We start from the raw sequence: 26,787 nt of genomic DNA on the forward strand, positions 1-26,787 counted from the left end.
ATGACTCCTTAGAAGGGTATTCAGTACTCAATCAATTTTACCACGATGGGCTCAGTGAGGGCCACGCAGCTGCTGCTGTAATCTCAGGAGGAGTTCAACCTCTTCCAGACGCCGCTGCGTTGTGCGGCTCACCTCTTGCGGGTCGCGTATAAACAGACTCTGCTCCCCCAGAATCTGTTCCGCCAGACAGTTGGCGTAAATGGTGCCGCCAAAGCGCCAGCACTGCACCTGTCCGCCGTCGGTAAGCGTCAGCACATCCTCCGCCCCGCGCCGGTCGTGGTTGATGACGCGACCGTCCCGCAGATGCAGTCGCAGTCCCTTTTGCCCCCCCGTCGGCCCGGCATATTTGTTCAGCCAGATATCCACCGGCACGCCGCCCATCGTCCCCTGAAGATGCGCCTCGCCTTCGGCGGTGGTCAGATCGCCTCTGGCGATATCGCGCCCGAGACGATCTTTCGCCGTCACCACCTGTAAGGCAAGCTCGCCGCTGCCGCCCAGATAACGCACCGTCTCGCGCATCATCGCCAGCACATGCGTACCGATATCCAGGATCACCCCATCCGGGTGACGAAGCGTCCGGGTATCCGGCTCGCCGGTGGCAAAGTTAAGCGCGATGGGCTCCCCCGCCGTGTTAAACCCGCTTGGCTCCTGCAAAAAGCCCTCGATTCTGACGATATCTGTAAAGGTTTTGACCAGCCCCAGACGCACCAGGTTTATGCGCGCCATCCAGTGATCGAGCGCCAGCACCCGGGCGGCAGCTCCCGGCCTCGCCAGCAGCGCTTTCAGTTTTTCGATCTGGGCTAGCGTGGCGACAATCGGTTTTTCCACCACGATGCGCGGGAGGGTAGACGCCAGCGCCTGCTCAAGCACGGCAAGGTGTTGCAGCGATGCGGTGGTAATAAAGAGCGTATCGAGGGGGCGGGCAAGAAGGTCGGCAAGGGAGGAACAGCGCGTAATGCCATCAAGCGTTTTTGCGGGCTGGAGATCAAAACCCTGACAGTGAAGTGATTCACCAAAAGTACTTCTTAAGGCGGGCAAATAGGCGGTTTCGACTACCGCGCCAAGTCCAACAAACCCAATCTGCATCTGAACCTCTTTCATTGCATTGCCGGAGCGTAACCACGCCCCGGCAATGTCGTCAGATTCAGGCGTTAGTTACGGGTTTCGGCTCACTTTTCGTTTGCGCATTTTCCAGCATACGACGCACCGGAACAATGAGCACCGTCAGAACGGCAGCACAAATCAGCAGAGCTACAGAGCAGCGCGCGAAGAGATCCGGCAGCATATCCAGCTGGTCTGCCTTCACGTGGCCGCCAATCAGACCCGCTGCCAGGTTGCCCAGCGCGCTGGCGCAGAACCACAGCCCCATCATCTGGCCGCGCATTCTTTCCGGGGCCAGCAGGGTCATGGTCGCCAGACCAATCGGGCTCAGGCACAGTTCACCAAGCGTCAGCATCAAAATGCTGCCCACCAGCCAGAACGGGGAAACACCGGCGCCACCATTGCTGAGGACGTTCTGCGCCGCCAGCATCATCAGGCCAAAGCCGCCTGCCGCGCACAGAATGCCGATCACGAACTTGGTGATACTGCCCGGACGAATGTTGTTGCTCGCCAGTTTTGGCCATGCCCAGCTAAAGACCGGTGCAAGCAGAATAATAAACAGGGCGTTAATCGACTGGAACCACACGGCCGGGATTTCGAAATCGCCGATCATGCGATTAGTGTAGTCATTGGCAAACAGGTTAAACGACGTCGGTTTTTGCTCGAACGCAGACCAGAAGAACGCCGCAGACACCAGCAGAATGAAGCAGACCAGCAGTCTGGCGCGCTCTTTACGGTTCAGGCCGGCAAAGACAAACAGCCAGATGAAGTAGAGGGCCACCGAGGCGGCAATGAAGTAAACCAGCACGCTGGCAACGGCAACGGGGTTGATCACAATCACACCCTGGGCAATCAGGGTGACGATAATCGCCACACCCACCGCCAGCGCCAGCAGCCAGCCCCCGACACCGTTTTTCTTCACTACCGGGCTGTTCCAGGTAGAGTCGAGCCCCACTTCGCTGTCGTAGCGTTTCATGGCCGGAACGGCAAACAGGCGGAAGATGACCAGCGCGACCAGCATCCCGATACCGCCGATACCAAAGCCCCAGTGCCAGCCGTGGGATTTAATCAACCAGCCGGAGATCAGCGGCGCGATGAATGAGCCCATGTTGATGCCCATATAGAACAGCGAGAAGCCGCCGTCACGGCGGGCATCGCCTTTCTTATACAGCGTGCCGACCATTACCGAGATACAGGTTTTGAACAGGCCCGAGCCCAGGACAATAAACATCAGGCCGATAAAGAACAGGTTGTTGCCCATTACCGCAGAAAGCGCAATCGACAGGTGGCCAAGCGCAATCAGGATCGAACCGTACCAGACCGCTTTCTGCTGTCCGAGCCAGTTATCCGCCAGCCAGCCGCCCGGCAGCGCGGCCAGGTACATGGTGCCAGCAAAGATACCGACGATAGCGGAGGCATTTTCCCGCGCCAGCCCCATCCCGCCGTCATAGACGGTGGCAGCCATAAACAGGATCAGCAGTGGACGAATGCCGTAAAACGAGAAGCGCTCCCACATCTCGGTGAAGAACAGCGAGCCAAGTGGATAAGGATGGCCGAAGAATGTTCGGCTTTCGTTTTTATTAACAGAGGATTGCATAATTCTCCCGAGATGATATGTCGTCGTGCTTGTAAGCACCGGAAGTCGGCCACGCAGAGTGTGCTCTGGCGGCTTTTTTACATCCGGCGAAATGTTATTTAACCATTTGATAACCTGAGGCTACTTTTGTCCAGCCCCCACCCCACCACCAAAAGATGAAAATTCGACAATCGTCTTATTTCTTAGATTTTATGTTGGATAAACGTGAATAGTGATTGACATCACATCAATAATTATTCGTTGCTTTCAGAAGAATTCAGGCATAAAAAAACCCGCGACAGGCGCGGGTTTATTTGCAGATCGGCAATGATTATTTGCTTTTCTTAATGTGTTTAATCAAACGTTTACGCTTACGCATCTGGTTCGGCGTCAGGGTGTTGCGTTTGTTGGCAAACGGGTTGTCCCCTTCCTTGAACTGGATACGGATCGGCGTACCCATCACGTCCAGCGACTTGCGGAAGTAGTTCATCAGGTAACGTTTGTAAGAATCGGGAAGATCCTTCACCTGGTTGCCGTGGATAACTACGATCGGCGGGTTGTAACCACCGGCGTGGGCATACTTCAGCTTCACGCGGCGACCACGCACCAGCGGTGGCTGATGGTCTTCTGCCGCCATGGTCATAATGCGGGTCAGCATCGCGGTACCCACACGACGGGTGGAGCTGTCGTAGGCTTCGCGAACGGATTCGAACAGGTTACCCACGCCGCTGCCGTGCAGGGCAGAGATGAAGTGCACGCGGGCAAAGTCGATGAAGCCCAGACGGTAGTCCAGAGTCTCTTTCACCTGCTCACGAACTTCATTGCTCAGGCCATCCCACTTGTTGACGACGATAACCAGTGAGCGCCCACTATTGAGGATGAAGCCGAGCAGAGAGAGATCCTGATCTGAGATGCCTTCGCGGGCATCGATAACCAGCATCACCACGTTGGCGTCTTCAATCGCCTGCAGGGTTTTGATTACCGAGAATTTTTCCACCACATCGGTGATTTTACCGCGTTTACGCACGCCCGCGGTGTCGATCAGCACGTACTCACGCTCGTCGCGCTGCATCGGGATGTAGATGCTGTCGCGGGTCGTGCCCGGCATGTCGTACACCACCACGCGGTCCTCACCGAGGATGCGGTTAGTAAGTGTGGACTTACCTACGTTCGGACGGCCAACAATCGCCAGTTTGATCGGCAGATCCAGGGGGTTAAAGTCGTCTTCAGGCTCTTCTTCGCCCTCTTCGCCTTCTTCGAACTGCGCCCAGTATTGCGCGTCTTCATCGACTTCTTCCGGCGGGTTGATCTCGTCAACGTACGGCAGCAGTGCGGTTTCCAGCAGGCTGGTCACGCCGCGCCCGTGAGAGGCGGCGATCGGGTAGATGTCGCCCAGGCCTAATGACCAGAAATCCGCCATCGCCTGATCGGCGTCGATACCGTCAGTTTTGTTTGCTACCAGGAAAGTTGCTTTTTCACGCGAGCGCAGGTGCTTGGCGATAGCCGAGTCGGCAGGCATCAGGCCCGCACGCGCATCGACCATAAACAGCACGATGTCGGCTTCTTCGATCGCCAGCAGGGATTGCTCCGCCATGCGGGTTTCAACGCCGTCCTCTGTACCGTCGATACCACCGGTATCAATACAGATAAATTCACGACCTTCCACTTCTGCACGACCGTACTTACGGTCACGCGTGAGCCCCGGGAAATCCGCAACCAGCGCATCACGGGTGCGTGTTAAACGGTTAAAAAGAGTGGATTTTCCAACGTTCGGGCGCCCGACAAGCGCGACCACAGGTACCATGTTTAAAGCCTCATAAAATTCGATATCACGTCGCGTTTGCGGCGTTTTTTAAAAAATCAAAACGGCCCCTGAAGCAACAGGAGCCGTTGAGTATACTACAACCGCGGTGATTAACGCGTGATCGCGTACAGCGTACCGTCTTTTGCCTGGATCAGCAGTTTGCCGTCAACCGATACCGGCTCGGTCAGGAAGCCGGAGCCGTCGACTTTTTCCTGGGCAACAAAACGACCGTTGCTCGGGTCGATCCAGTGCATATAACCTTCGCTATCACCCACCACCAGGCTGCCATTATAGAGTGCCGGTGCGGTCAGCAGACGGTGCAGCAGATCGCTTTGCGTCCACAGCGTTACGCCGCCTTCAGTGCTCAGGGCCAGCAGGCGATCGTTCTGGTCGACCAGGTAGATGCGGTTGCCGTCGACGATGAAATCATTCACCGAGCCCAGCTCACGTTTCCACATGATCTGGCCGCTACGCAGATCCATCGCGGTCAGGTTGCCGTTATAGGCCAGGGCATACACCACGCCGTTTACGATAACCGGAGTCGTGTCCACGTCGCTCAGGCGGTCGATTTCGGTCGGACCGGTAGCCTGGGAGATACGCTGCTGCCAGATCAACTGACCTTGCTGCATCAGTACGGCGCTGACGCGACCGTTATCCCCCCCCACAATGGCAGCACCGAACGCGGTGGACGGAGCAGATTCACCGCGCAGGGAGAGCGCAGGCATATCCAGGTTTACGGTCCATTTCACCGCACCGTCCGTTTCATTCAGCGCCTGAAGCTGGCCGTTAGCTGTATGCACCAGCACCATGCCGTCGCTGACGACCGGACGAGAGAGTGCTTCGCCCGCCACACGGGTCTGCCAGGCAATGGAACCATCGCTGGCATTAAGGGCATAGACCTGGGCCTTTTCGCTGCCGATATAGACATGGCCACCGGCAACCGTTACGCCACCTGACAGCAGAGCTGGCGTGCGTGACATCCAGCCGCTTTTCTCGGCGAGGTTAATCGACCACACTTCTTTGCCGTCATCGGCGTTAAGGGCTTTCACCGTGCCTTTGCGGTCAGCCGCATAGACAACGCCGTCCGCAGACGCCGGATGCAGGTTAGAGTAGAAATCGCCGATCCCGTCGCCCACGGAGGTGCTCCAGGCGGTGGATGGCTCAAACTGGTTTTCAACCGTCGGCAGTGGCGACATGGTGACAACATCTTCTTCGCCGCTGAACAGTGAACAGCCGCTCAATAACGTAACGGAAAGCAGTCCTGGCAGAAGTAATTTACGCAATTGCATCGGGTCCCTCTCAGACGGACAAATTATTTATTTTCATCTGCAGCATTTCGCTCAGCGCTGGCGAGGCGTTACTTTTCACGCCCGCTTCCCACGCGCTGCGCGCGCCCTGTTTGTCACCTTTACTCAGCAGGGCTTCACCACGCAGATCGGCAACAATAGCGGCAAAACCTTCACCTTTAACGCTGTCCAGCGTCTTCAGCGCTTCATCAGTTTTCTTCTGCTGAACCTGAATACGGGCAAGGCGCAGATTGATAACCGCTTTCAGATTATCGTCTTTTGCTGCTGCCAGACCCTGCTGCAGCTGTGCTGCCGCTTTATCCAGTTCATTTTTATCCACCAGCTGCTGAGCCACTTCCATTGAAGCCAGCGCGCCGTAGGTATTTTTGTTGTCAGCGGCAAATTTCTCTGCCGCCGTCAGCGTTTGTGGCTGATCGGCACGGATTGCGCTCACGGTATTTTCATACTGTAAGGAAGAACCGCGCGCCGAATCGACCTGATGACTGTTCCAGTAACGCCAGCCTACCAGCGCGCCAATACCTAAAATGACCCCAACAGCCAGGGCTTTGCCGTTTTCGGCAAAGAAGCGTTTAATCGCATCAACCTGATCGTTTTCGTTCTCGTAAATTTCCACGCAGTCCTTCTCCTTAGCCCAGTAGAGTGCGCAAGTGCGCCGCAACGCCGTCCTGCGTTACCGTTGTTTGCTCACCAGAGCGCAGATCTTTTACTACTACTTCGCCGTTAGCCACTTCTGACTCGCCAAGTACCAGTGCGATACGCGCGCCCCACTTATCGGCACGGGCGAACTGTTTTTTGAAGTTGCCGCCGCCGTGGTTGGTCATCAGCTTAGCGTCCGGCAGCGCATCGCGCACGCGTTCAGCAAGCTGCATTGCCGCAGACTGCGTTTCCGCGCCTGAGGCTACCAGGTATATATCGACAACAGGATCGGCTTTAAATTCCGGATTAACTGCCTGAACTAACAAAACAAGTCGCTCAAGGCCCATGGCAAAGCCAACGGCAGGGGCAGGACGACCGCCTAACTGCTCAACCAGGCCGTCATAACGACCGCCGGCACAGACAGTACCCTGTGAACCGAGACTGGTGGTGACCCACTCAAAGACGGTGCGGTTGTAGTAGTCAAGACCACGAACCAGACGCTGGTTAACCCTGTAGGTAATACCGGCGGCCTCCAGCAGTTTGCACAGACCGGCAAAGTGTTCGCGGGAATCGTCATCCAGATAATCGCCCAGCGCAGGCGCATCGTTAAGCAGTACCTGAACGTCCGGGTTCTTGGTGTCCAGCACGCGCAGCGGGTTGCTGTACATACGACGCTTGCAGTCTTCGTCCAGCTTCTCTTTATGCTGTTCGAGGAACGCGACCAGCGCATCGCGGTAGTTCGCGCGCGCTTCAAGAGAACCGATAGAGTTCAGTTCCAGGGTAACATGATCGGCAATGCCCAGCGCACGCCACCAGCGGGCGGTCAGCATGATCAGCTCAGCGTCGATATCCGGGCCCTGCAGGCCAAAGGCTTCGACACCCAGCTGGTTAAACTGACGGTAGCGGCCTTTCTGCGGACGTTCGTGGCGGAACATCGGGCCGATATACCACAGGCGTTGCTCCTGATTGTACAGGAGACCATGCTCGATGCCGGCGCGTACACATCCCGCCGTACCTTCCGGACGTAAAGTCAGGCTGTCGCCATTACGATCCTCAAAGGTGTACATCTCTTTTTCAACCACGTCGGTGACTTCGCCGATAGCGCGTTTGAATAACGGGGTCTGCTCTACAATCGGCAAACGGATTTCGCTGTAACCGTAGCTGCCGAGCACCTGCTTGAGGGTGCCTTCAATGCGCTGCCAGATGGCGGTCTCGCCAGGCAGATAATCGTTCATGCCGCGAATGGCTTGAATATTCTTTGCCACGTTTGTTCTCTTTCTATAGACAAAAATGAACCCTGGGGTTCATAACCGAAGGGTTCAATCATACACAGGAAGCAGACCGCTTCCCATCACGTTATTTTTCGACCTGTTGCACGCTGATGCGCTGCGCTGCATCCAGCATGGTGGCTTTGGCACGGATACGGGCTTCAAGCTGATCGATCATGTCGTTATTATCCAGACGATCTTTGCGGACGCCATCTTCATAGAGACCACTTTTCTTGTTGCCACCCGTTACGCCAAGCGTTGACACCAGCGCTTCACCCGGCCCGTTCACCACACATCCGATAATCGAGACGTCCATTGGAGTGATGATATCTTCCAGACGCTGCTCAAGCGCATTTACCGTACCAATGACATCGAACTCCTGACGCGAACAGGTCGGGCAGGCGATAAAGTTGATGCCACGGGAACGAATACGCAGAGATTTCAGAATGTCAAAACCGACCTTAATCTCTTCCACCGGATCGGCAGCCAGGGAGACGCGCAGGGTATCGCCGATGCCTTCGTTCAGCAGCAGACCGAGGCCAATGGCTGATTTCACTGCCCCACTGCGTGCGCCACCGGCTTCGGTGATCCCGAGGTGCAGCGGCTGGTCGATCTGCTTCGCCAGCAGACGATAGGATTCGACGGCAAGGAAAACATCAGAGGCTTTCACGCTGACTTTGAACCGATCGAAGTTCAGACGATCGAGATGATCCACATGGCGCATCGCGGATTCGAGCAGCGCCTGCGGCGTCGGCTCGCCGTATTTTTCCTGCAGATCTTTTTCCAGAGAACCGGCGTTCACGCCGATGCGGATAGGGATGTTCTTGTCGCGGGCGCAATCCACCACCGCGCGGATACGCTCTTCACTGCCGATGTTGCCGGGGTTGATACGCAGGCAATCGACGCCGTATTCCGCCACCTTCAGCGCGATACGGTAATCGAAGTGAATATCGGCCACCAGCGGAACAGAGACCTGCTGCTTGATGAGCCTGAAGGCTTCTGCCGCATCCATCGTTGGCACGGAAACGCGAACAATGTCCGCGCCTACGCGTTCTAATGCTTTGATCTGATTGACCGTCGCTTCCACATCCGTGGTACGGGTGTTGGTCATCGACTGAACGGCGATGGGAGCACCATCGCCAATTGGCACATTCCCGACGTAAATACGTTTCGATTTTCTACGTGGAATAGGAGCCTGGTTATGCATGAAAAATCTCCCGCGTTGCCTGTCCGTTACTTACTGTGCTGCTGATTGTTCGGCATTTACGGTCAGACGCGCAACCTGGTTAGTTCTGATAAAACGGCTCAGATCGACAGGTTTACCCTGGAACTGGATCTGGACCGCAGCCGGTGCACCAATCTTGAGTTTATACGGCGCCTGGCCAGTCAGATTTAAATTACCGTCTTTACGCTGCAGGCCGCTGAACAGCTTTTTGCCCGTGGCATCGGTCACTTCCAGCCAGCAATCGGCGGTGAAGTTCATCACCAGCGCATTCGGGTCGGCAGGAGCCGCTGCAACGCCTGCCGGATCGGAAGGCAATGTCTGGGTGGCGTCTGCCGTCGCTGCAGGTGCGGTTGCAGGTGCAGCGTCAACGTTGGCCTGAGATGGCGAAACCACTGCGTTGTCTGCAGATGCCTGCGCCGATTGATCGGCGGCTGGCGCAGTAGTCTGCGCCGTTGCCGTATCCTGAGTGCCGGCTGCTGGCGCCTGCGTTTCGCTGGCGGTCGCAGACGCATCGGTATTCAGTGGGATGCTCTGAGCGCCATCGCCTGCTGAATTGTTCAGCTCGGCTGAGGTCTGATCGGCCATGGTGGTGATCTCTTCCTGCTGCGCCTTGTGGTTCTGCCACCACCATGCGCCCGTCAGGCCGATCACCACAAACAGCACCAGCCAGGTAAAGCTCATCAGCCAGCCATCACGTTTTTTACGGCGTTTGCCCAGTGAAAAACTCTGCATCGGCGCGACTTTCGCCGCTCTGACCGGTGCCTGTTTTTCCATCATTGGCAGCAGTTCATCTTCAGGGATATGCACCAGTTTCGCATATGAGCGGATATAACCACGCAGAAACGTTGAAGCAAGATCGGCAGGTGCCTTATCTTCTTCAATATCGCGGACCGTGGAAACTTTCAGACATAAGCGTTCCGCAACAACTTGCTGGCTTAGTCCGAGTTGTTCACGGGCGTTGCGAAGACGAACGCCAGTGGATAGTGCTGCATTTTGGTCGTGAGTGGCTTCAGTATTCATTCGCTACAACTACTGGTACGTGAAAAATGAGGATCCTGGCGCCGGTGAGTCACAATGCCACCCGCACCGCGAAACTTCTGGTCAGTTAACCTTAGTAAGACAGCACAAACCTGCCAGGTTTCATTGACAGAAGCGGCTTGTCAGTGAGGCTAAACTGTTGTTGCATCGTTACATACTGCCTCAAAGTCATATAAAACGCACCGTAATTATTACCCATATACCGGCGCAATGACTGTTTATTCGCATCCGTAGCCGCCACGGCGCAATTAACGCGCCGTGACTGCATAATAATTACACGGACTTGATGGCGATGGCGTCGCCCTGCATACGTTTACGCAGCGTACGCTTGGTACGGTCGATAACGTCGCCGGCCAGCTGACCGCAGGCGGCATCGATATCATCACCGCGGGTTTTACGCACGATAGTGGTAAAGCCATACTCCATCAGCACCTTGGAGAAACGGTCGATACGGCTGTTTGAGCTGCGGCCATACGGCGCACCCGGGAACGGGTTCCATGGGATCAGGTTGATCTTGCATGGCGTGTCTTTCAGCAGTGCAGCCAGCTCGTGAGCGTGCTCGGTACCGTCGTTGACGTGATCCAACATGACGTACTCAATGGTGACGCGTCCCTGGTTGGCGTTGGACTTCGAAATGTAGCCACGAACCGAGTTCAGGAAGGTCTCGATATTGTACTTCTTGTTGATTGGGACGATCTCATCGCGGATGGTGTCGTTTGGCGCGTGCAGCGAAATCGCCAGCGCAACGTCAATCATGTCGCCGAGCTTGTCCAGCGCAGGCACAACACCAGACGTGGAGAGCGTCACGCGACGTTTGGACAAGCCAAAACCGAAGTCGTCGAGCATGATTTCCATGGCCGGAACCACGTTAGTCAGGTTCAGCAGCGGCTCGCCCATCCCCATCATTACCACGTTGGTGATCGGGCGGGTACCGGTCACTTTTGCCGCACCGACGATTTTCGCCGCGCGCCAGACCTGGCCGATGATTTCCGAAACGCGCAGGTTACGGTTAAAGCCCTGCTGTGCCGTAGAGCAGAACTTGCACTCCAGCGCACAACCGACCTGGGAGGAGACGCACAGGGTCGCGCGATCGTCTTCCGGGATATAAACCGTTTCAACGCGCTGATCGCCAACCGCAATCGCCCACTTGATGGTGCCATCAGCTGAGCGCTGCTCTTCCACCACTTCCGGCGCACGGATTTCGGCCACTTCTTTCAGCTTGTTGCGCAGCACTTTATTGATGTCAGTCATGTCATCAAAGTTGTCGCTGCAATAGTGATACATCCATTTCATCACCTGGTCGGCACGAAACGGCTTCTCGCCCATCTCTTTGAAGAACTCGCGCATTTGCTGACGGTTCAGGTCCAGCAGGTTGATTTTTCCATTTTTATTGGGAACCGCAGGAATGACGACTTCGGAGGTGTTAACTAATTCAGACATAATATTTTCCGGCCTCGTTGTTACACGTTATGGCCCGTGGAGGGTTGAAAAGAAACGCCCCGGAAAGCGGTCTGCTCGTCCGGGGCGTTGTATTGTACAAAGTCTGGTGCAGGGATGCCACGTTTGCACGCGGCATTTACGAAAATAATGTGTAAACGAAACCGTTAGATTAACGGGTACGTGGACACACTTCGCCTTCTGCGAAGAAGTAAGCGATTTCACGTTTAGCAGACTCTACGGAGTCGGAACCGTGGGTGCCGTTCTCGGTGAAGCTGTCAGCGTAATCTGCGCGCAGGGTACCTGCCAGCGCGTTGTCCGGGTTGGTTGCACCCAGCAGGTCGCGGTGACGCTGAACGGCGTTTTCGCCTTCCAGTACGGAAACCACGATTGGGCCAGAGGTCATGAACTCAACCAGGCCGTCGAAGAATGGGCGACCTTCGTGCTCAGCATAGAAACCGCGAGCCTGCTCAACGGTCAGATGCAGCATTTTAGTACCAACAATTTTGAACCCTGCCGCTTCAAAGCGAGCAAAGATGCTGCCAATAACGTTTTTTGCCACCGCGTTTGGCTTGATGATGGAAAAAGTACGTTCAATAGCCATGATTACCTCTGTGATTTGTTCTGTTGTTTTGCATTCATGCGAAATATATGGCGCGGATTATAATGAGCATTGGCGCCATTGCCTATGGATGCATGTAACATTTTTTTAAAATAAGACGAGTTTTAACAACAGATCGTTGCCGAAACGCGTTTTATTCATTGCAGGATGAAATCCACGGTCGCCACCTGCCCCGCCTCATCCATCACCAGCAGCTGATAATCCCCTGCCTTTTCAAGACGCAGCGTGTACATCCGCCCCTGAACATTTAGCGGCTCGCCGTTGAGAAACCACCAGCGCGGTCCGTCACTGCCGCTGACCTGCACGGGCAGCGAGACCTGCGGCTCACCCGGCAGACGCTTAATCACCGCCCCCTGACGGATGCCCGATAGCAGCAGCGGCGCCGGAAAGGTTTGGTTCAGCGGTGGGCAGGCAGTTGATGCAGGCGGAATACGCGCAGCCCGCCGCTCCGCCTGGGGCAGCCACGGCTCCAGCGGCAGCGGCCAGACGTCCACGCTCTTTTCCTGCGCCTGCGGGCAGTCTGCCGCTACGCGTTTGCCGCTGTTATCGAGCCAGACCGGGAAACGAATGCCGCGAATCCCCTCCTGCTCCGGCAGTAACAGCGTTGGCGGCTGGCTTCCTTCAAGCAGCCACGTCGAAAGACGACGGCGACAGTTGCTGTCCCCGTCAGGCAGCGACTGCCCACCCGGCCAGCAGATCACCCCGCGGGACACCGAGGCCGGACGGGGATCGCGCGGCAGACGTGCCTCATCCAGCGCCGAGCGCGACTGCAGCAGATTATTAACCTGATTTAACACCGGTACGGCGCTGGCAAAACCAAACTGTCCGGCCACCGGGGTGCCGTCCGGCCTGCCGGTCCAGATGCCGATAACGTATCGCGCGTTCAGCCCTATCGCCCACGCATCACGATAGCCATAGCTGGTGCCGGTTTTTACCGCCAGCGGTACCACCTGCGCAAGGGCGCTGTCCGGCAGCGGCTGCGCCTCGTTCGCCAGAATGCGCCGGATGATCCACGCCGCGCCGGGCGACATTAAGGGCCGTTCGAGCAGCGGATCGCCAGGCTGTAAACGCAGTTTTCCTGCGCGGCCCTGCCGGGCAAAGGCGCTGTACGCTGCGGCGATATCCTCGAGACGCGCCCCGGCGCCCCCCAGGATCAGTGAAAGGTTAGGCTGCGCGCCAGCAGGGAGAAGAAGCGGTAATCCGGCGTTACGCAGCATTCCGGCAAATTTCTTCGGCCCGTAGGCCTCCAGCACCTGGACGGCGGGCAGGTTCAGGGATCGCACCAGCGCTTCGCTCATGCTGATTGGGCCGTGAAAGCCGCTGTCAAAGTTACCCGGACGATAGTCGCCGGTGCGTCGCGGCACGTCCTGCAGCAGCGAGGCCGGGTGGATCAGCCCGTCATCCATCGCCAGGCCATACACAAAGGGCTTCAGCACCGATCCCGGCGATCGGATCGCGCCGATCATATCCACATGGCTGAAACGGCTGTCGTCGTTGATGTCCACCGATCCTACCCAACCGCGCACCTTCATATTGGTATGATCCACGACGATCATCGCCAGCGAACTGCGGGGGGCCAGGCGTGACTTCCAGTTCAGCGCCAGCTCTTCCAGCTGGCGCTGTAGCGTGGCATCCAGGGTTGTCACCACTTTGCTGTCGCGGCTTTTGCCCAGCATCATGCGCGAGAACAGCGGCGCGAGCTGTGGCATCTGCCGGGGCGCCAGCCAGACGGGTTCTTCCTGCGACTCCTTCACCTGGCGAGCAGACCACACGCCCTGCGATGCCATGCGGTTGAGGACTTTGTTGCGCGCCGCCTCGGCACGCTGCGGCCAGCGGTCCGGGCGTAAACGGCTCGGCGCCTGGGGCAATACGGCAAGGAGTGCAGCTTCGGAGTAACTCAACTGCGCAGGGGATTTTCCCAGATAGACCCAGCTTGCGGCGCCCACGCCCTGGAGAGTGCCACCAAACGGGGCGCGATTGAGATAGAGCGTCAGTATTTCACGCTTTGAGAGGTGCCATTCCAGCTGGAACGCCCGCCAGAGTTGACGGACTTTCCCCCCCAACGTACGGGAATGGGGATCCAGCAGCCGCGCCACCTGCATGGTCAGCGTACTGCCACCGGAGATCACCTTCCCGGCAATGAGATCCTGCCAGGCCGCGCGCAGTACCGAAAAGGGATTTACGCCCGGATGATCCCAGAACCAGCGATCTTCATACTGGATCAACGCCTCAAGATAGCGGGGCGAAACCTCTTCGATGGTGACCGGATAACGCCAGATCCCCTCGCGATCGGCAAATCGCCACAGCGGGATGCCTTTCTCGTCCACCACCACGCGAGCCGGGTTGACCTCGTGTAACGGCAGCGGCCACAGGCGATCGGCGGCGATGACGCCGCCCCATAGCAGAAGAAGCACTCCCACCAGCCACAGCCAGCGGGAGCGTAACAGCGCGCGAACCTGCACTTTACGGAACGACAATCAGCGGGCCGCTGGCCGCACCCGTTGCCCGCCACTGCGGTACGTACATCGATTCCACCATCGGCACAGGGACCGCATAGGTTCCCGGGGTAACGGCGCGGGCCAGATAGACCAGCGTTACCGGCTGGCCTTCATTTACCGGCACGGCGGCAACAAAGCGGTCATCGCGGAACTCCATATGCTGGATATCGGCCTGCTGCATCTGGCTGAGCAGGTTTTGTACCTCGCTGCCGCTCTCCTGCAGGCTGGCGCTGCTGCTGGCGAGGTTCTGGTTTTCCAGTTCCAGCCCGGCGGGCAGGAGATCCACCACCAGCGCATCCGGCACGTTCTGGGTGGCGGTCACGTTCAGCCAGACCAGCACCAGCTCGCCGCTTTTCAGAGAAGAGAGCGACTTGCTGCTGCCGTCGGTGGCCAGGATCTGCCGTTCAATTTTCAGCACGTTCGAGGCGGGCTGCGGGGCGTATTGTGGATAGCCGCTGCTGTCCAGACGCACCCACAGCGGTGCGGTACCGGTGTTAGTCACCTGCAGTGACGCCAGCCGATCGGCGTCGAGATTTTGCACCTGCGGTTTATCACCCCGCATATCGCCCTCTTTAAGCGATGTCGTGGCCTGCCACGCTCCGGTCAGATTCTGCACGGAACGCCCCGCCAGGAACAGCGCGTTACTCTCCTGAGTCGAGAGCCAGCGCTGACTGAACGCCTGCTGAGACAGCGCGTTCAGCAGCGTGTTCTGGGCATCCGGCAGCAGTTTGTACTCTTCGAGCAGGCTGAGCATCATCGCGTTATCACGAAGCGGGCTGCCGTAATCGGCCAGCCAGTTTTGCGTCTCGCTACGCGGCGTTTTAATGGCCAGATCCAGCGCCTGCTGGCTGCGTGGTGCATCCCCCATCAGCTTCAGCGCCATTCCAAGCTGCATCAGCGGCAGGCCCGATTTGGCCTGGGCATGACGCTCCCAGATTTCGCGCAGCGCCCCCAGCGGGGCTTTCTGCTGGCGTGCCAGCACCAGCGCCGCATAAGCCTGAACGGCGAACTTGCTGCCCTGAGTATCTTCGCTGTAACGAATCGCCATCATGCCCGGATCCTGGAGGTAGCGCAGCAGGCGGTTGTTGGCGTTGGTGATGGCATCAGCCGGCACGCTGTAACCCTGCTCTCCCGCACGCACCAGAAAATCGGTGACGTAGGCAGTGAGCCAGTACTCTTCCGGCCCGTTTTTATCCCACAGCGCAAAACCGCCATCATCACGCTGCATCTGCAGCAGACGGGAAATGCCGATCTCAATTGCCGCCCGACGCTTATCATCACTGTCGCCCTTAATGCCCAGCGCATTCAACTGGGCGGCACTGGTATAGAGCGACGGGAACAGGCCGCTGGTGGTCTGCTCCAGGCAGCCATACGGATAGGCCTGCAGCTCCCGGATATAGCGGGCAAGGTTAAGCGGCGGCTTGCCGCTGAGTAAAAGCTGTCCCTGCAGGGTTAACGGTGAGAAATCAGCAAAGTGCTGAGCCGGTACCTGCCAGCTTTCGCCCGGATTGAGCATTGTGCCGGTATTGACCGTTTGCGCCGGGAACGCCGGACGCACGCCGATTTTCCAGCTCTTCTGCTGCGGGGCAATGTTTTCGCCGGGCAGCGTCAGGCCGCTCACCTGGGCGATGATTTCGCCCTCGCCGTAACCGTCCAGCGCCCGCACCGGGATATACAGCGTTACGCGTTCACCCGCGTCCAGCTGGACCGGCTGCGGCTGGGCCCCTTCCAGCGCCAGGTTGCCGCCCGCTGTCAGGGCTAAGTTCAGGGTTTGCTGACGATCGGTAAGGTTAGTCAGATCCAGCGTCAGCCTTGCGTTATCGCCGCTGGCCAGGAAGCGCGGCGTGTTCAGCTCGGTGATAACCGGCGCTGCGACAATAATTTTGCTTTCGCTGCTGCCAAAATCGTCATCCGTCCAGGCCTGCGCCATCAGACGCAGCTCGCCGTTGAAGTCGCCAATAGGTAACGAGACGGTGCCCTCCCCGTTGGCATCCAGCTCTACCGGCTGCGCCTGCTGAGCAATAATCGTGACATGGTTAACAGGTGGTTTGCCACCACGCTTGAGCTCATCGCCATCGCCGCCAAAGCGCAGCGAGGCCAGACGGCCCTGGCCCTCAATCACCTGGCCATAAATATCGTAGATGTCCGCGCCATAGCGCTTCTGACCGAAGAACGCCTGCCACGGATCGGGGGTGACGTAATCCGTAATATTGAGTACGCCGCTGTCCACCGCCGACACCAGCACGTTGACTTTCTGCGGGGCCGCCCCCTCCTTAACGCTGGCTTTAACCTTGACCGCCAGCGTCTGGTTCGGGCGCATTTTAGGCGGATTTTCCAGGACAATGCTCAGGCGACGGCTCTCGTCACCCATGGGCAGGTGCAGCAGCCCTACCGCACGTTTTGGCGTGGCCGATTTGGATTTATCGCCAGGGCGAACCACCAGCGTGGAGAGGTAGAGATCGTGGCGTTTCCAGGCGTTATCCACCGGGATCGTCATATCCAGCCCCTCGGCAGGAACGTCGATCTCTTTCCACCACAGCGGCCCTTCGCTGGATTCGATCATCGCGTAGCCTTTACCTGCCGCCGGAGCGGCAATGTGCAGCCTGATGGTATCCCCCGGCTGGTAGGCCGGTTTATCCAGCTTCATGGTAACGCGGTCCGGACGCGCGGCCCCGGAGCCGTCGCTGTTGTCCTGCCAGCTGTAGCCTGCCCAGAAGCGAACGCTGCTGACTGCATCATCAGGGGCTTTAACCTCCAGACGATAGGAGCCCCACTCTACCGGGAAGCTTACTTTCCCGGTTTCGTCCGCGGCCAGATCCAGCGCCTGCTCACCTTCAATCAGATCTTTTTGATTAAACTGCGACTGCCAGCCCTCGCTTTCCGACCAGTTCCAGGAGTAGTCCCGGCGCTCGCGGATCAGGCGAACCTGCAAACCGGAGACGGCCTTTTTCGCCCCGCTGGCATCAGCATAGACGATATCGAACCCGGCCTGGCTGTTCTCCTCGACAATCGGCTGGTTGACGGTGGTATCGGTGCGGTAGTCATAGACCGCTTTGCTGGCGAACTGCGGACGGATGCCCGGCAGGGTAGCCGCCGGCCAGACCGCCTGCTCCGCCCGGCGGGTCACCGGACGTCCGCCGGATTCCAGCAGGCTGGCCTGCAAAATAACCTGCAGCGGGGAGTGGGTCTCTTTCCACTGGCTTTCGCTGGTCACCTGCCCGCGCCCCTGTTCGTTCAGGGTCAGCTGCACTTCGTCCAGGCTACGGCTCAGGTTCTCTTCGGCGATATCGCCGAACTGGAAGCCCGGCAGTGCGGCCACGGCCTCACGCAGCGGACGTAAGTACATCTGCCCCTGCAGGCTGTTGCCGTTAGCAGGGGCGCCATACAGGTAATAACCCGTCACGTCGAAGGCGATATCATCCTGCGGTGCCACCGGGGCTTTTTGCCCGGCGATATTCAGCGCCATGCGCTCCGGCATAAAGTCTTCGACGTGGAAATCCCACATCCGCTGCTGGTTATCCCCGGTACTGGCGCGCACGTGCCACATCCCGGTTTGCGCCCCGCTATCGAGCTGATAGTTAAAGCGATAGAGGCCGTTTTCCGGCTGGCTGACCACCGTGCGGGCCACCTGTCCGTCCGGGCGCAGTACCTCCAGCTTGACGGGCTGGTCGGGGAGCGGCTTGCCGTCGCTGTCACGCAGCAGGCCGTTGAGGATCAGCGTTTCACCTGGTCGGTAGAGATCCCGCGGGCCAAACATAAAGAACTGTTTGCTGAAGCCCGGCGCGCCGGAGATGGCAAACTCCGCCAGATCCAGCGCCGGAAGCGTTAGATCCAGCATCGTGGTCTGCCCGTCTTTACGGGCGAGAAGCAGCGCGGCCTCTTTGTCGGTCTGCAGCGTCGCGTGGCCGTCGGCGTCGCTGGTCGCCTGGGCCAGCGTCTGCCCTTTATCGTTAAGCAGCTGCACCTCAATGGCCGACTGCGCCGCCCCGTTCTCCAGGCTCTGGGTAAAGATATCCAGCCGGTTATGGTAGCGGTGCGCGGAGAGGCCAATGTCGCTGAGGGTAAAGAGCGTGGCGGCGTTGCTGTAGTTATAGTGTCCAGCCTGATTCATTACCGCGATATAGACCCCCGCCTGCTGTAACGGCTTGATGTCCGCCAGCGGCAGCAGCAGTTTTTCGCGCGTGTTGCGCGCCGGGTTAAGGTCGAAGCGGCCGGTGTAGACCAGCTCGGCCATCTTCAGCAGATTGTCGGATTCCCAGTTGGTGAGCGAGCTGCGGTACTCCCACTGGCTGACAAAGGCGGCCAGAGATTCCGGTTTGATCCGGTAGAAATTCACATCGACGTTATTCACGTTCAGCGCCATTACCGGCAGCCCTTCTACCACCTTACCCGGCAGCAGCGAGCCGCGGCTGGCAAAGCCTACGCTGGGTTCAATATCGCGGGTAGTAAGGGTCTTTTCGATATCGCCGCTCAGGGTCGCTTTATTCAGCCCCAGCAGAGCGCTTTCGACGGTGACCACCAGGTTGCGATTCGGCTCCAGGTGACGCAGGCGCAACTCCTTCAGATTCGGTGCCAGCTCCCAGGCCCCATCGACCTTGCCACTTTTTTTGTCGACCACGTGAACCGTGCGGGCGAAATCCTGGGCGGGATCGAGGGGGACGGAGAAGGTCAGCACCAGGGCGGCTGCACCGTCCAGCTGAACTTCAGACGCATCCAGCAGGGACAAGGCTTTACCCTGGCTTTGTGCTGCCAGTTTTTCCAGCGTGGCGCCGTCAGGCTTCACCGGTACAGCCGGTTGCGTGGTGGAGGCGGCTGCGGCGGCGGGTGCCTGTGGTTTGGGCATATCGTCACTGTTATCACAGCCGACAAGCGCAAGTGAGGTGAGCAGCGCTAATGAAAGTGCGGCGAAGCGAAACGGTTTCATCCTTTATCCCTGGCCTCGCGGGCCTGTTGGTCGTCGTCGGGTTAATTATTATCCGCAAGTTTCATTAATACAAAAGCGTTCAGTTCAATTATGGATAGCGCCTCGCAACTTCATGACTGGCGAAAAAATCCAGCTGTTACGGCGATCACAGCGCCTAACGTTACATGTAACCTTTTACGTCATTTGTTTTTAAAACAATAAGATAGCTGGATAAACAAGCGTTTACCCTGCTAGTTTTATTATCAGACGCACCCTGAGTGCGCGGTTCAATAAGAGAGAACGTTATGAAACGAGCCGTGAACGCCCTACAAAATTTCGGAAAATCATTATACGGACCGGTACTCATCCTGCCGATTGTCGGCCTGTTTATCGCCTTTGGAAATGTGCTGGGTAACGGTGCCCTTGCCGGGTATCTGCCGTTCCTCGGCCATCCGCTGGTCCAGAGCATCGGCCAGCTGATCGCCAAATCCGCCGTCTCGGTGCTGGTTAACCTGGCCCTAGTGTTCGCCGTGGGGATCCCCATTGGGCTGGCGACCCGTGACAAAGGTTACGCGGCGTTGATCGGCCTTGTCACCTTTGTGGTGTTTATCAACGCCATGAACGTCACGCTGCAGCTGCAGGGAGCGCTGGCCCCCGCGGACCAGATGAAAGCCGCCGGGCAGAGCATGGTGCTGGGCGTGCAGGTGCTGGAGATGGGCGTGTTTGCCGGGATCCTGACCGGTGCGCTGTCGGGCTATCTCTATAACAAATACTCCGGCGTGCAGTTTAACGGCGCCATGGCGATCTACTCCGGCCACTGCTTCGTCGCCATCATTATGCTGCCGGTCTCGATGCTGCTGGGCGTGGTGATGAGCGAGCTGTGGCCGTTCGCCCAGGATGGTATCAGCGCTGCGGCGTTAGCGATTAAAGGAGCCGGGCCGTTTGGCGTAGCGGTTTACGGCTTCCTGGAGCGCATCCTGGTGCCAACCGGTCTGCATCATCTGGTCTATACCCCATTCCTCTATACCGAACTGGGCGGGACCCAGGAGGTGTGCGGCGCCACCTATCAGGGCGCGCGTAACATCTACTTTGCCGAGATGGCCTGCCCTGACGTGAAGCAGCTCAGCAGCACCGTGGTCTGGGATGCCCGCGGGATCAGTAAGATGTTTGGCCTGCCTGCCGCCGCGCTGGCAATGTACGTGACCGCGAAACCGGAGCGTAAGGCCGCGGCGAAAGCCATTCTGATCCCGGCGGCGCTCACCTCGTTCCTGGTGGGCGTTACCGAGCCGATTGAGTTCTCTTTCCTGTTCGTTGCCCCGCTGCTGTTCGTGGTGCACGCGGTGCTGACCGGGATCGGCATGATGCTGTTTTACCTGCTGGGCGTTCACGCTATCGGCGCTAACGGCATTATCGATTTTGTTCTCTATAACCTGCCGCTGGGTACGGAGAAATCCAACTGGCCGATGTACATCCTGGTCGGGCTGATCATGTTCGCCCTCTACTTCGTTATCTTCCGCTTCCTGATCCTGCATTTCCGTATGAAGACGCCGGGGCGCGAGGAAGAGGACCAGGAGACACGTCTGTACAGCAAACAGGAGTATCAGGCGAAAGGCAGTAACGACGGCTTAGGCGATGCGATCATCGTCGGCCTCGGCGGGCGCGGCAATATCGATGTGGTGGATAACTGCTACACCCGCCTGCGCGTCACGGTTAAGGATGTCGCCATCATCGACGAGCCACGGCTCAAGGCGACGGGCGCGAAAGGCGTCATCAAGCAGGGCAATAACGTTCAGGTGGTCTACGGGCTGCATGTCAAAAAAATGCGAGAAGCGGTCGAGACGATTCTCTGAAGGAGACAACTATGTTTACACCCCCATTTATTCTCTCTATCGCCGGTGGCGGCAGCACCTATACGCCAGGGATTGTAAAAAGCCTGATGGTGCGGCTGGAGGATTTCCCACTGGCGGAAATTCGCCTCTACGACATTGATGCCGGGCGGCAGGACACCATCGCCCCGGTGGTAGAGAAGGTGATCCGCGATCACAGCCAGAGCATCAAATTTACCGTCACCAGTGACCCGGAAGTCGCCTTCAGCGGGGCCCATTTCGTCTTCGCCCAGATGCGCGTCGGTCAGTACAAAATGCGCGAGCAGGATGAGAAGATCCCGCTGCGTCACGGCGTTGTCGGCCAGGAGACCTGCGGCCCTGGCGGGCTGGCGTATGGATTACGCACTATTCTGCCAATGGTTGAGCTGATCGACATGGTCGAGCGCTACGCCCACGAAAAAGCGTGGATCGTGAACTACTCCAATCCGGCGGCCATCGTCGCGGAAGGGGTGCGCCGCCTGCGCCCGGAAGCCCGGGTGCTGAACATCTGCGATATGCCGGTGGCGGCGATGCGTAACATGGGGGCCATTCTCGGTGTGGATCGCCACAAGCTGGAGGTGGATTACTTCGGCCTGAACCACTTCGGCTGGTTTACCCGCGTGCTGGTGGATGGCGAGGACAAACTGCCGGAGCTGCGTCGCCATATCGCTAAATTCGGTCTCCTGACGGAAGATGCGGCCAAAACCGACCCGCAGCACTCCGATCCTTCATGGGTGAAAACCTGGCGTAACATCAAGCCGATCATGGACAACTTCCCGGAGTATCTGCCGAACCCGTATCTGCAGTACTACCTGATGCCAGACCAGATCGTTGAGCACCAGAATCCGGACTATACCCGCGCCAACGAAGTGATGAACGGTCGCGAGAAAAAGCTGTTTGCCGCTGCCGAAGAGTATAAGCGTACCGGGATCCTGCCGGATGCCTTCCACGTCGGCGTCCACGGCGAGTTTATCGTTGAGGTCGCTCGCTCGCTGGCGTTCAACCTGCGCCAGCGCCATCTGGTGATGGTGGAAAACCAGGGGGCAATCGTCAACCTGCCGTACGACGCGGTGGTGGAAGTCCCGGCCTATATCACCAGCGAAGGCCCGGAACCTGTCCGTATCGGCCAGGTGCCGCTGTTCCACCAGACTCTGCTGCAACAGCAGCTGGCCTCGGAACAGCTGCTGGTGGAAGCCACCATCGAAGGCAGCTACGAAAAAGCGTTGCAGGCATTCACCCTGAACCGCACGGTGCCGACCATGGAGCACGCCAAAGCCATTCTGGATGAGATGATTGAGGCCAACCGTGAATACTGGCCTGCGCTGCAGAAAGCGTGGCAGGACGGAGAAGCGGTGAAAAAATAAGGGCTTGCTCGCGAGTTGAACGTGGTTCGCTTGTCGGTGTCAGAAAAAACACCGACAATCCATTACTGGATTCATTTATGGAGGCAACCATGTCCACCTCATATTTTGTCGCTGCCGACTGGCTGATTGAGCACAGTGAAGATCCTGAAGTCCAGATCCTCGACGCGCGCATGGCGCCGCCAGGACAGGAGCATCGTGACGTACCAGCGGAATACCGCGCCGGGCATCTGCCGGGGGCGGTATTTTTTGATATCGAAGCCCTCTCCGATCACACCTCTCCCCTGCCGCACATGATGCCGCGCCCGGAAGCCTTTGCAGTAGCCATGCGCGAGCTGGGCGTCAGCCACGATAAGCACCTGGTAATTTACGACGAAGGGAATCTCTTCTCCGCGCCGCGTGCGTGGTGGATGCTGAAGACCTTTGGCGTGGAGAAAGTGTCGATTCTGGCAGGCGGCCTTGCGGGCTGGCAGCGGGCGGAGTTACCTCTCCAGCAGGGCGATGTCTCCCTGCCGGACGGCGATTTTGAAGCCACCTTCGATGCCGGGGCCATCAGGCGTGTCACCGACGTGCTGCTGGCCAGCCACGAACAGACCGCGCAAATTGTTGATGCCCGCCCTGCCCCGCGCTTTAACGCCGAGGCCGACGAGCCGCGTCCCGGCCTTAAGCGCGGCCATATTCCCGGCGCGCATAATGTGCCCTGGGGCGATCTGGTGTTTGAGGGCGAACTGAAAACGACCGACGAGCTGCGCGAGATTTTCGCCCGTCAGGGGGTGGATCTGCATCAGCCGATTGTTGCCAGCTGTGGTTCGGGCGTGACTGCCTGCGTGGTGATCCTGGCCCTGGCCACCCTCGGCAAAACCGACGTCACGCTCTACGACGGCGCGTGGAGTGAATGGGGCGCCCGGGACGATCTGCCGGTTGAACCGGCGTAATAATGGATAACCGTCTGGCGACACTGTTAACGCGCGGGGAGTCATTAACCCGCGCAGAGTATCGCGTGCTGGCCCATCTGACCGGGCATCCGCTGCTGGTGGGCCACATTACGGTGCGGGAGCTGGCACAGGCGACCTTCGTCTCTACCGCCACCATTATGCGCCTGTGCCGCAAGCTGGGGTTCAGCGGCTTTAGCGAATTCACCTGGCACTGCAAGCAGCTGCTGAGCGATACGCCGCACATCACCGCCGAAACCCGCCAGCCTGCGGAACTGCCCGCCCTGTTTAATCAGTTCATCGCCAACTATCAGCAGACCTTTCAGTGGGCGACGGCGGAAAAGCGCCGTCATTTTGCTGAACTGCTGCGGGAGAAAGAGCGTTTCTTTCTTTACGGCGCGGGCTTTTCCTACCTGTTTGCCGAGTATCTGACTAAAAAACTGCAGGTGCTGGGCAAGACGGCGTTTATCTCCGGCCCAGGCGACAGCCGCAATATATTCCTCAGCAATGCCTCGCGCTATCAGGTGTTCATCGCGGTGTCGCGCAGCGGTGAGACGGAACAGGTGCTGGATAAGGCGCGGATCGCGCAGAACGTAGGAATGACGGTGGTGGCCTTTACCCGCGCGTCGGCGAATACCCTGGCGGGGATGGCGGATCTGCATTTTGCGCTGTACGACGAAGCGGTACATTTCGCTGCCGAAGCCGCAGGGGTGACGTCGTTTGAGTCGAACCTGGTACTGCTGATGGATTTACTGCTGCTGGAGACAACGGGGTGAAAGCTCACCCCGTAGAGGTTCAGATAATGCGGTTGTTTTTGAAATCGCGCAGGAAACCACCCCAGCGGCGCTCATAGAACGGCGTAATGTGTTCGGTAATGAAGTGGCTGATGCCCTTCTCCCCTTTTACCACCCGGCAGATATCGATTGGCTCGTCGCCCGGCAGGGTGTCGGTCGCCACGCTGCCCGCAGCCTGAATGATCTCTTCAATCTCGCCATCCGCCTCAATGCCAATCAGCAGGACCGGCTGTTCATCAGCCTGCTCTTTGATGGAGCAGAGAAACGCCCGTTTTACCGGCTTGAGGGTCTGGAAAAGCTGGGTCAGGGAGTCGATCATCTGCGCTGGCGGCTCGGCCACCTCAGACAGCAGCAGTGATTCCCCGCCCTCCAGCACCTCCTGGGTACTGAGCGGGTTGCCCTCTTCGCCAATCAGATGGCTGATTTCGCGCGGGGTGAACTCTTTCCCGGTCGGCAGTTTGGCATTGAGAAACAGGGTTTCGCCCAGCGTCATCTCAAACAGCGTGCGCACCGGCATCACCACAAACGCCTGTTCATCTTCAACGGCTTGCTGTAAGGCTGCAAGGGAGGAGAAGAACGGGATCACCGAGGTGCCGTCATCTTTTTCCCAGTGCAGCAGATCCAGCGCGCTGTCCTCAACAACCTGTTCACCTTCCGCAGCCGTACCGGGCACCCAGACGGTGGACTCCAGCAGGGTGCGGAAAAATGCCGGACGATGGGCGGGCTCGGTGGCCGCTTTCTCCAGCAGGGTTTCTAATTCGTTTTTGGTTTCTGACATAGTTTGCTACTTCACACTTGCCCGGCGGCGCTACGCTTGCACGGGCCTACGGGTTTTGTAGGCCGGGTAAGCGTAGCGCCACCCGGCAAAAAAGATTATTCAGCCGTCAGCAGGTTCGCAATAGTACGCACACCCAGACCGGTGGCGCCTGCTGACCACTGCTCAACCGCGGCTTTACGGTAGGTGGCGGAGCAGTCGATGTGCAGCCAGCCTTCACGGTAGTTCTCAACGAAGTGCGACAGGAAACCGGCGGCGGTGCTCGCCCCTGCCGGGTAGGCTGCGCTGGCGGTGTTGTTCAGCTCGGCAAAGTTCGACGGCAGCTGGCTCCGGTGGAACTCGGCCAGCGGCAGACGCCAGAACGGTTCGTTCTCGGCGGCGGCGCTCGCCAGCAGGCGGTTTGCCAGCTTATCGTCGAAGCTGAACAGCGCGTGGTAGTCGTTACCCAGCGCGGTTTTTGCTGCCCCGGTCAGGGTTGCCATATCGATGATCAGCTCAGGTTTCTGTGCAGACGCATCGATGAGGCCATCCGCCAGCACCAGGCGGCCTTCGGCGTCGGTGTTCATCACTTCGACGTTCTTGCCGTTGCGGTAGCGAATGATGTCGCCGAGCTTAAAGGCGTTACCGCTGACCATGTTGTCCGCGCAGCACAGGTAAAGCTTCACGCGTTTGTTCAGGCCGCGGGTGATGGCAAAGGCCAGCGCCCCGGTGATGGTGGCTGCGCCGCCCATGTCCGACTTCATGGAGTCCATGAACGCGCTCTGCTTCAGGCTGTAGCCGCCGGTGTCAAAGGTGATACCCTTCCCGACCAGGCAGGCGAACACCGGTGCCGCTTTATCACCGGTTGGGTTGTAGTCCAGCGCCAGCAGTACCGGCGGGCGCTCGGAGCCACGGCCGACGGTGTGGATGCCCATGTAGTTCTGCTCGCGCAGATCTTCGCCTTTGGTGATGCGGTAAGACATGTTGTCGCCCGCCACGCCGCACAGCAGATCCACCGCGCGCTGCGCCAGCTGTTCCGGGCCCAGCTCTTCCGCCGGGGCGTTGATGGTATCGCGCACCCAGTCGATGATTTTCAGGCGGCTTTCCAGCTCGGCTTTGCCGGCTTCATCGAGGTTTGCCCACTCGATTTTACGGCTGCCTTTCGGCCCTTTGTAGCCCGCCCAGAAGGCCCAGCTGCGATCGGTGTCCCAGCCAACGCCTTCCAGTAACACATGTTTGATGCCCAGACCGTCAATTTTGCGCGCCGCGCGCTGGATCAGGCCTGTATCGTCGCTGCCATTCAGGTGCAGGGTAATGCCGTCGTTATTAATGCTGTAAGTGGCTTTTTCACCCCAGCGCGCATCGGCAGGCTGAGTAGAGAGCGTAATCTTCATCGCTTCGGTCATTTTATTTTTCCTTATTAGCAACAAGCAAACGGGCCGCCTGAAGGCAGCCCGTTACGTTTTTATTCTGCTTCGTCCAGCCAGACTAACAGAATCGCCTCCAGAATTTTTTCATTGGATGCGTTGGGATCGTCGTCAAACTCCTCCAGATCGCAAATCCACTGATGCATATCGGTGAAGCGTACGGTCTTCGGATCGAGATCCGGGTTGGCGTCGTACAGCGCCTCGCCGATTTCACGGCTGTCTGTCCACTTCAGTCCCAT

At 58.4% G+C, this 26,787-nt stretch carries 19 protein-coding genes; 4 read left to right on the forward strand and 15 right to left on the reverse strand.

Features of this window, described 5'->3' with window-relative positions:
- Positions 1-51: 51 nt before the first annotated feature.
- The 12 genes from NB069_RS16230 to NB069_RS16285 all read right to left on the reverse strand — a co-directional run bounded on the left by NB069_RS16230 (position 52) and on the right by NB069_RS16285 (position 19,436).
- Positions 52-1,086 carry a Gfo/Idh/MocA family oxidoreductase gene (locus NB069_RS16230; protein WP_250589530.1) on the reverse strand — a complete coding sequence of 345 codons (1,035 nt, stop codon included), beginning with the start codon at positions 1,084-1,086 and terminating at the stop codon, positions 52-54.
- Positions 1,087-1,144: 58 nt separating this feature from the next.
- On the reverse strand, positions 1,145-2,698 hold the full coding sequence (locus NB069_RS16235) for a peptide MFS transporter (protein ID WP_250585200.1): 1,554 nt from the start codon (positions 2,696-2,698) through the stop codon (positions 1,145-1,147).
- 310 nt (positions 2,699-3,008) lie between these two features.
- On the reverse strand, positions 3,009-4,481 hold the full coding sequence (gene der, locus NB069_RS16240; RefSeq protein ID WP_250585202.1) for a ribosome biogenesis GTPase Der: 1,473 nt from the start codon (positions 4,479-4,481) through the stop codon (positions 3,009-3,011).
- Between the two features lie 110 nt (positions 4,482-4,591).
- Entirely contained in the window at positions 4,592-5,770 is a 1,179-nt protein-coding gene (gene bamB, locus NB069_RS16245) for an outer membrane protein assembly factor BamB (protein ID WP_250585204.1), read from the reverse strand.
- 10 nt (positions 5,771-5,780) lie between these two features.
- Positions 5,781-6,401 (reverse strand): YfgM family protein, encoded by a 621-nt coding sequence (locus tag NB069_RS16250; RefSeq protein ID WP_250585206.1) that lies wholly within the window; start codon positions 6,399-6,401, stop codon positions 5,781-5,783.
- Positions 6,402-6,414: 13 nt separating this feature from the next.
- The gene (hisS, locus tag NB069_RS16255; RefSeq protein ID WP_250585208.1) at positions 6,415-7,689 is read right to left on the reverse strand and encodes a histidine--tRNA ligase; all 1,275 of its coding nucleotides are present in this window, start codon (positions 7,687-7,689) and stop codon (positions 6,415-6,417) included.
- A gap of 91 nt (positions 7,690-7,780) precedes the next feature.
- Positions 7,781-8,899, reverse strand: coding sequence for a flavodoxin-dependent (E)-4-hydroxy-3-methylbut-2-enyl-diphosphate synthase (gene ispG / locus NB069_RS16260; RefSeq protein ID WP_250585210.1), 1,119 nt, complete (start codon positions 8,897-8,899; stop codon positions 7,781-7,783).
- Between the two features lie 30 nt (positions 8,900-8,929).
- Positions 8,930-9,937, reverse strand: coding sequence for a cytoskeleton protein RodZ (gene rodZ / locus NB069_RS16265; RefSeq protein WP_250585212.1), 1,008 nt, complete (start codon positions 9,935-9,937; stop codon positions 8,930-8,932).
- Between the two features lie 291 nt (positions 9,938-10,228).
- Positions 10,229-11,395, reverse strand: coding sequence for a bifunctional tRNA (adenosine(37)-C2)-methyltransferase TrmG/ribosomal RNA large subunit methyltransferase RlmN (locus NB069_RS16270; RefSeq protein WP_250585214.1), 1,167 nt, complete (start codon positions 11,393-11,395; stop codon positions 10,229-10,231).
- Between the two features lie 169 nt (positions 11,396-11,564).
- Entirely contained in the window at positions 11,565-11,996 is a 432-nt protein-coding gene (gene ndk / locus NB069_RS16275) for a nucleoside-diphosphate kinase (RefSeq protein WP_039029721.1), read from the reverse strand.
- Positions 11,997-12,151: 155 nt separating this feature from the next.
- Positions 12,152-14,491, reverse strand: a complete 2,340-nt coding sequence (pbpC, locus tag NB069_RS16280) for a peptidoglycan glycosyltransferase PbpC (protein ID WP_434543589.1) — start codon at positions 14,489-14,491, stop codon at positions 12,152-12,154.
- Positions 14,478-19,436, reverse strand: a complete 4,959-nt coding sequence (locus NB069_RS16285; RefSeq protein WP_250585217.1) for an alpha-2-macroglobulin family protein — start codon at positions 19,434-19,436, stop codon at positions 14,478-14,480. The genes pbpC and NB069_RS16285 overlap by 14 nt, the downstream gene beginning before the upstream one ends.
- A 284-nt stretch (positions 19,437-19,720) precedes the next feature.
- Between NB069_RS16285 and NB069_RS16290 the strand changes: the two genes are divergently transcribed.
- The 4 genes from NB069_RS16290 to NB069_RS16305 all read left to right on the forward strand — a co-directional run bounded on the left by NB069_RS16290 (position 19,721) and on the right by NB069_RS16305 (position 24,349).
- Positions 19,721-21,265 carry a PTS transporter subunit EIIC gene (locus tag NB069_RS16290; protein WP_250585219.1) on the forward strand — a complete coding sequence of 515 codons (1,545 nt, stop codon included), beginning with the start codon at positions 19,721-19,723 and terminating at the stop codon, positions 21,263-21,265.
- Between the two features lie 11 nt (positions 21,266-21,276).
- Positions 21,277-22,644 (forward strand): 6-phospho-alpha-glucosidase, encoded by a 1,368-nt coding sequence (locus NB069_RS16295; protein ID WP_250585221.1) that lies wholly within the window; start codon positions 21,277-21,279, stop codon positions 22,642-22,644.
- Positions 22,645-22,733: 89 nt separating this feature from the next.
- On the forward strand, positions 22,734-23,576 hold the full coding sequence (gene sseA / locus NB069_RS16300) for a 3-mercaptopyruvate sulfurtransferase (protein WP_250585222.1): 843 nt from the start codon (positions 22,734-22,736) through the stop codon (positions 23,574-23,576).
- A gap of 2 nt (positions 23,577-23,578) precedes the next feature.
- Entirely contained in the window at positions 23,579-24,349 is a 771-nt protein-coding gene (locus NB069_RS16305) for a MurR/RpiR family transcriptional regulator (RefSeq protein ID WP_250585225.1), read from the forward strand.
- A gap of 19 nt (positions 24,350-24,368) precedes the next feature.
- Here NB069_RS16305 and sseB read toward each other — a convergent pair whose 3' ends face one another.
- The 3 genes from sseB to iscX form a co-directional block, all read right to left on the reverse strand.
- Positions 24,369-25,145, reverse strand: coding sequence for an enhanced serine sensitivity protein SseB (gene sseB / locus NB069_RS16310; RefSeq protein WP_250585227.1), 777 nt, complete (start codon positions 25,143-25,145; stop codon positions 24,369-24,371).
- A 95-nt stretch (positions 25,146-25,240) separates the two neighbouring features.
- Positions 25,241-26,527 (reverse strand): aminopeptidase PepB, encoded by a 1,287-nt coding sequence (pepB, locus tag NB069_RS16315; RefSeq protein WP_250585229.1) that lies wholly within the window; start codon positions 26,525-26,527, stop codon positions 25,241-25,243.
- A 59-nt stretch (positions 26,528-26,586) separates the two neighbouring features.
- Positions 26,587-26,787, reverse strand: coding sequence for a Fe-S cluster assembly protein IscX (gene iscX, locus NB069_RS16320; protein WP_032613119.1), 201 nt, complete (start codon positions 26,785-26,787; stop codon positions 26,587-26,589).

The organism is Leclercia adecarboxylata (assembly GCF_023639785.1).
Lineage (GTDB): Bacteria > Pseudomonadota > Gammaproteobacteria > Enterobacterales > Enterobacteriaceae > Enterobacter > Enterobacter adecarboxylatus_D.

Excerpts from the sequence above, each read along its gene's own strand:
- NB069_RS16230 (WP_250589530.1), bottom strand. The coding sequence starts at position 1,086 with ATGCAGATTGGGTTTGTTGGACTTGGCGCGGTAGTCGAAACCGCCTAT.
- NB069_RS16235 (WP_250585200.1), bottom strand. The coding sequence starts at position 2,698 with ATGCAATCCTCTGTTAATAAAAACGAAAGCCGAACATTCTTCGGCCAT.
- der (WP_250585202.1), bottom strand. The coding sequence starts at position 4,481 with ATGGTACCTGTGGTCGCGCTTGTCGGGCGCCCGAACGTTGGAAAATCC.
- bamB (WP_250585204.1), bottom strand. The coding sequence starts at position 5,770 with ATGCAATTGCGTAAATTACTTCTGCCAGGACTGCTTTCCGTTACGTTA.
- ispG (WP_250585210.1), bottom strand. The coding sequence starts at position 8,899 with ATGCATAACCAGGCTCCTATTCCACGTAGAAAATCGAAACGTATTTAC.
- rodZ (WP_250585212.1), bottom strand. The coding sequence starts at position 9,937 with ATGAATACTGAAGCCACTCACGACCAAAATGCAGCACTATCCACTGGC.
- NB069_RS16270 (WP_250585214.1), bottom strand. The coding sequence starts at position 11,395 with ATGTCTGAATTAGTTAACACCTCCGAAGTCGTCATTCCTGCGGTTCCC.
- ndk (WP_039029721.1), bottom strand. The coding sequence starts at position 11,996 with ATGGCTATTGAACGTACTTTTTCCATCATCAAGCCAAACGCGGTGGCA.
- NB069_RS16285 (WP_250585217.1), bottom strand. The coding sequence starts at position 19,436 with ATGAAACCGTTTCGCTTCGCCGCACTTTCATTAGCGCTGCTCACCTCA.
- NB069_RS16290 (WP_250585219.1), top strand. The coding sequence starts at position 19,721 with ATGAAACGAGCCGTGAACGCCCTACAAAATTTCGGAAAATCATTATAC.
- NB069_RS16295 (WP_250585221.1), top strand. The coding sequence starts at position 21,277 with ATGTTTACACCCCCATTTATTCTCTCTATCGCCGGTGGCGGCAGCACC.
- sseA (WP_250585222.1), top strand. The coding sequence starts at position 22,734 with ATGTCCACCTCATATTTTGTCGCTGCCGACTGGCTGATTGAGCACAGT.
- NB069_RS16305 (WP_250585225.1), top strand. The coding sequence starts at position 23,579 with ATGGATAACCGTCTGGCGACACTGTTAACGCGCGGGGAGTCATTAACC.
- sseB (WP_250585227.1), bottom strand. The coding sequence starts at position 25,145 with ATGTCAGAAACCAAAAACGAATTAGAAACCCTGCTGGAGAAAGCGGCC.
- pepB (WP_250585229.1), bottom strand. The coding sequence starts at position 26,527 with ATGACCGAAGCGATGAAGATTACGCTCTCTACTCAGCCTGCCGATGCG.
- iscX (WP_032613119.1), bottom strand. The coding sequence starts at position 26,787 with ATGGGACTGAAGTGGACAGACAGCCGTGAAATCGGCGAGGCGCTGTAC.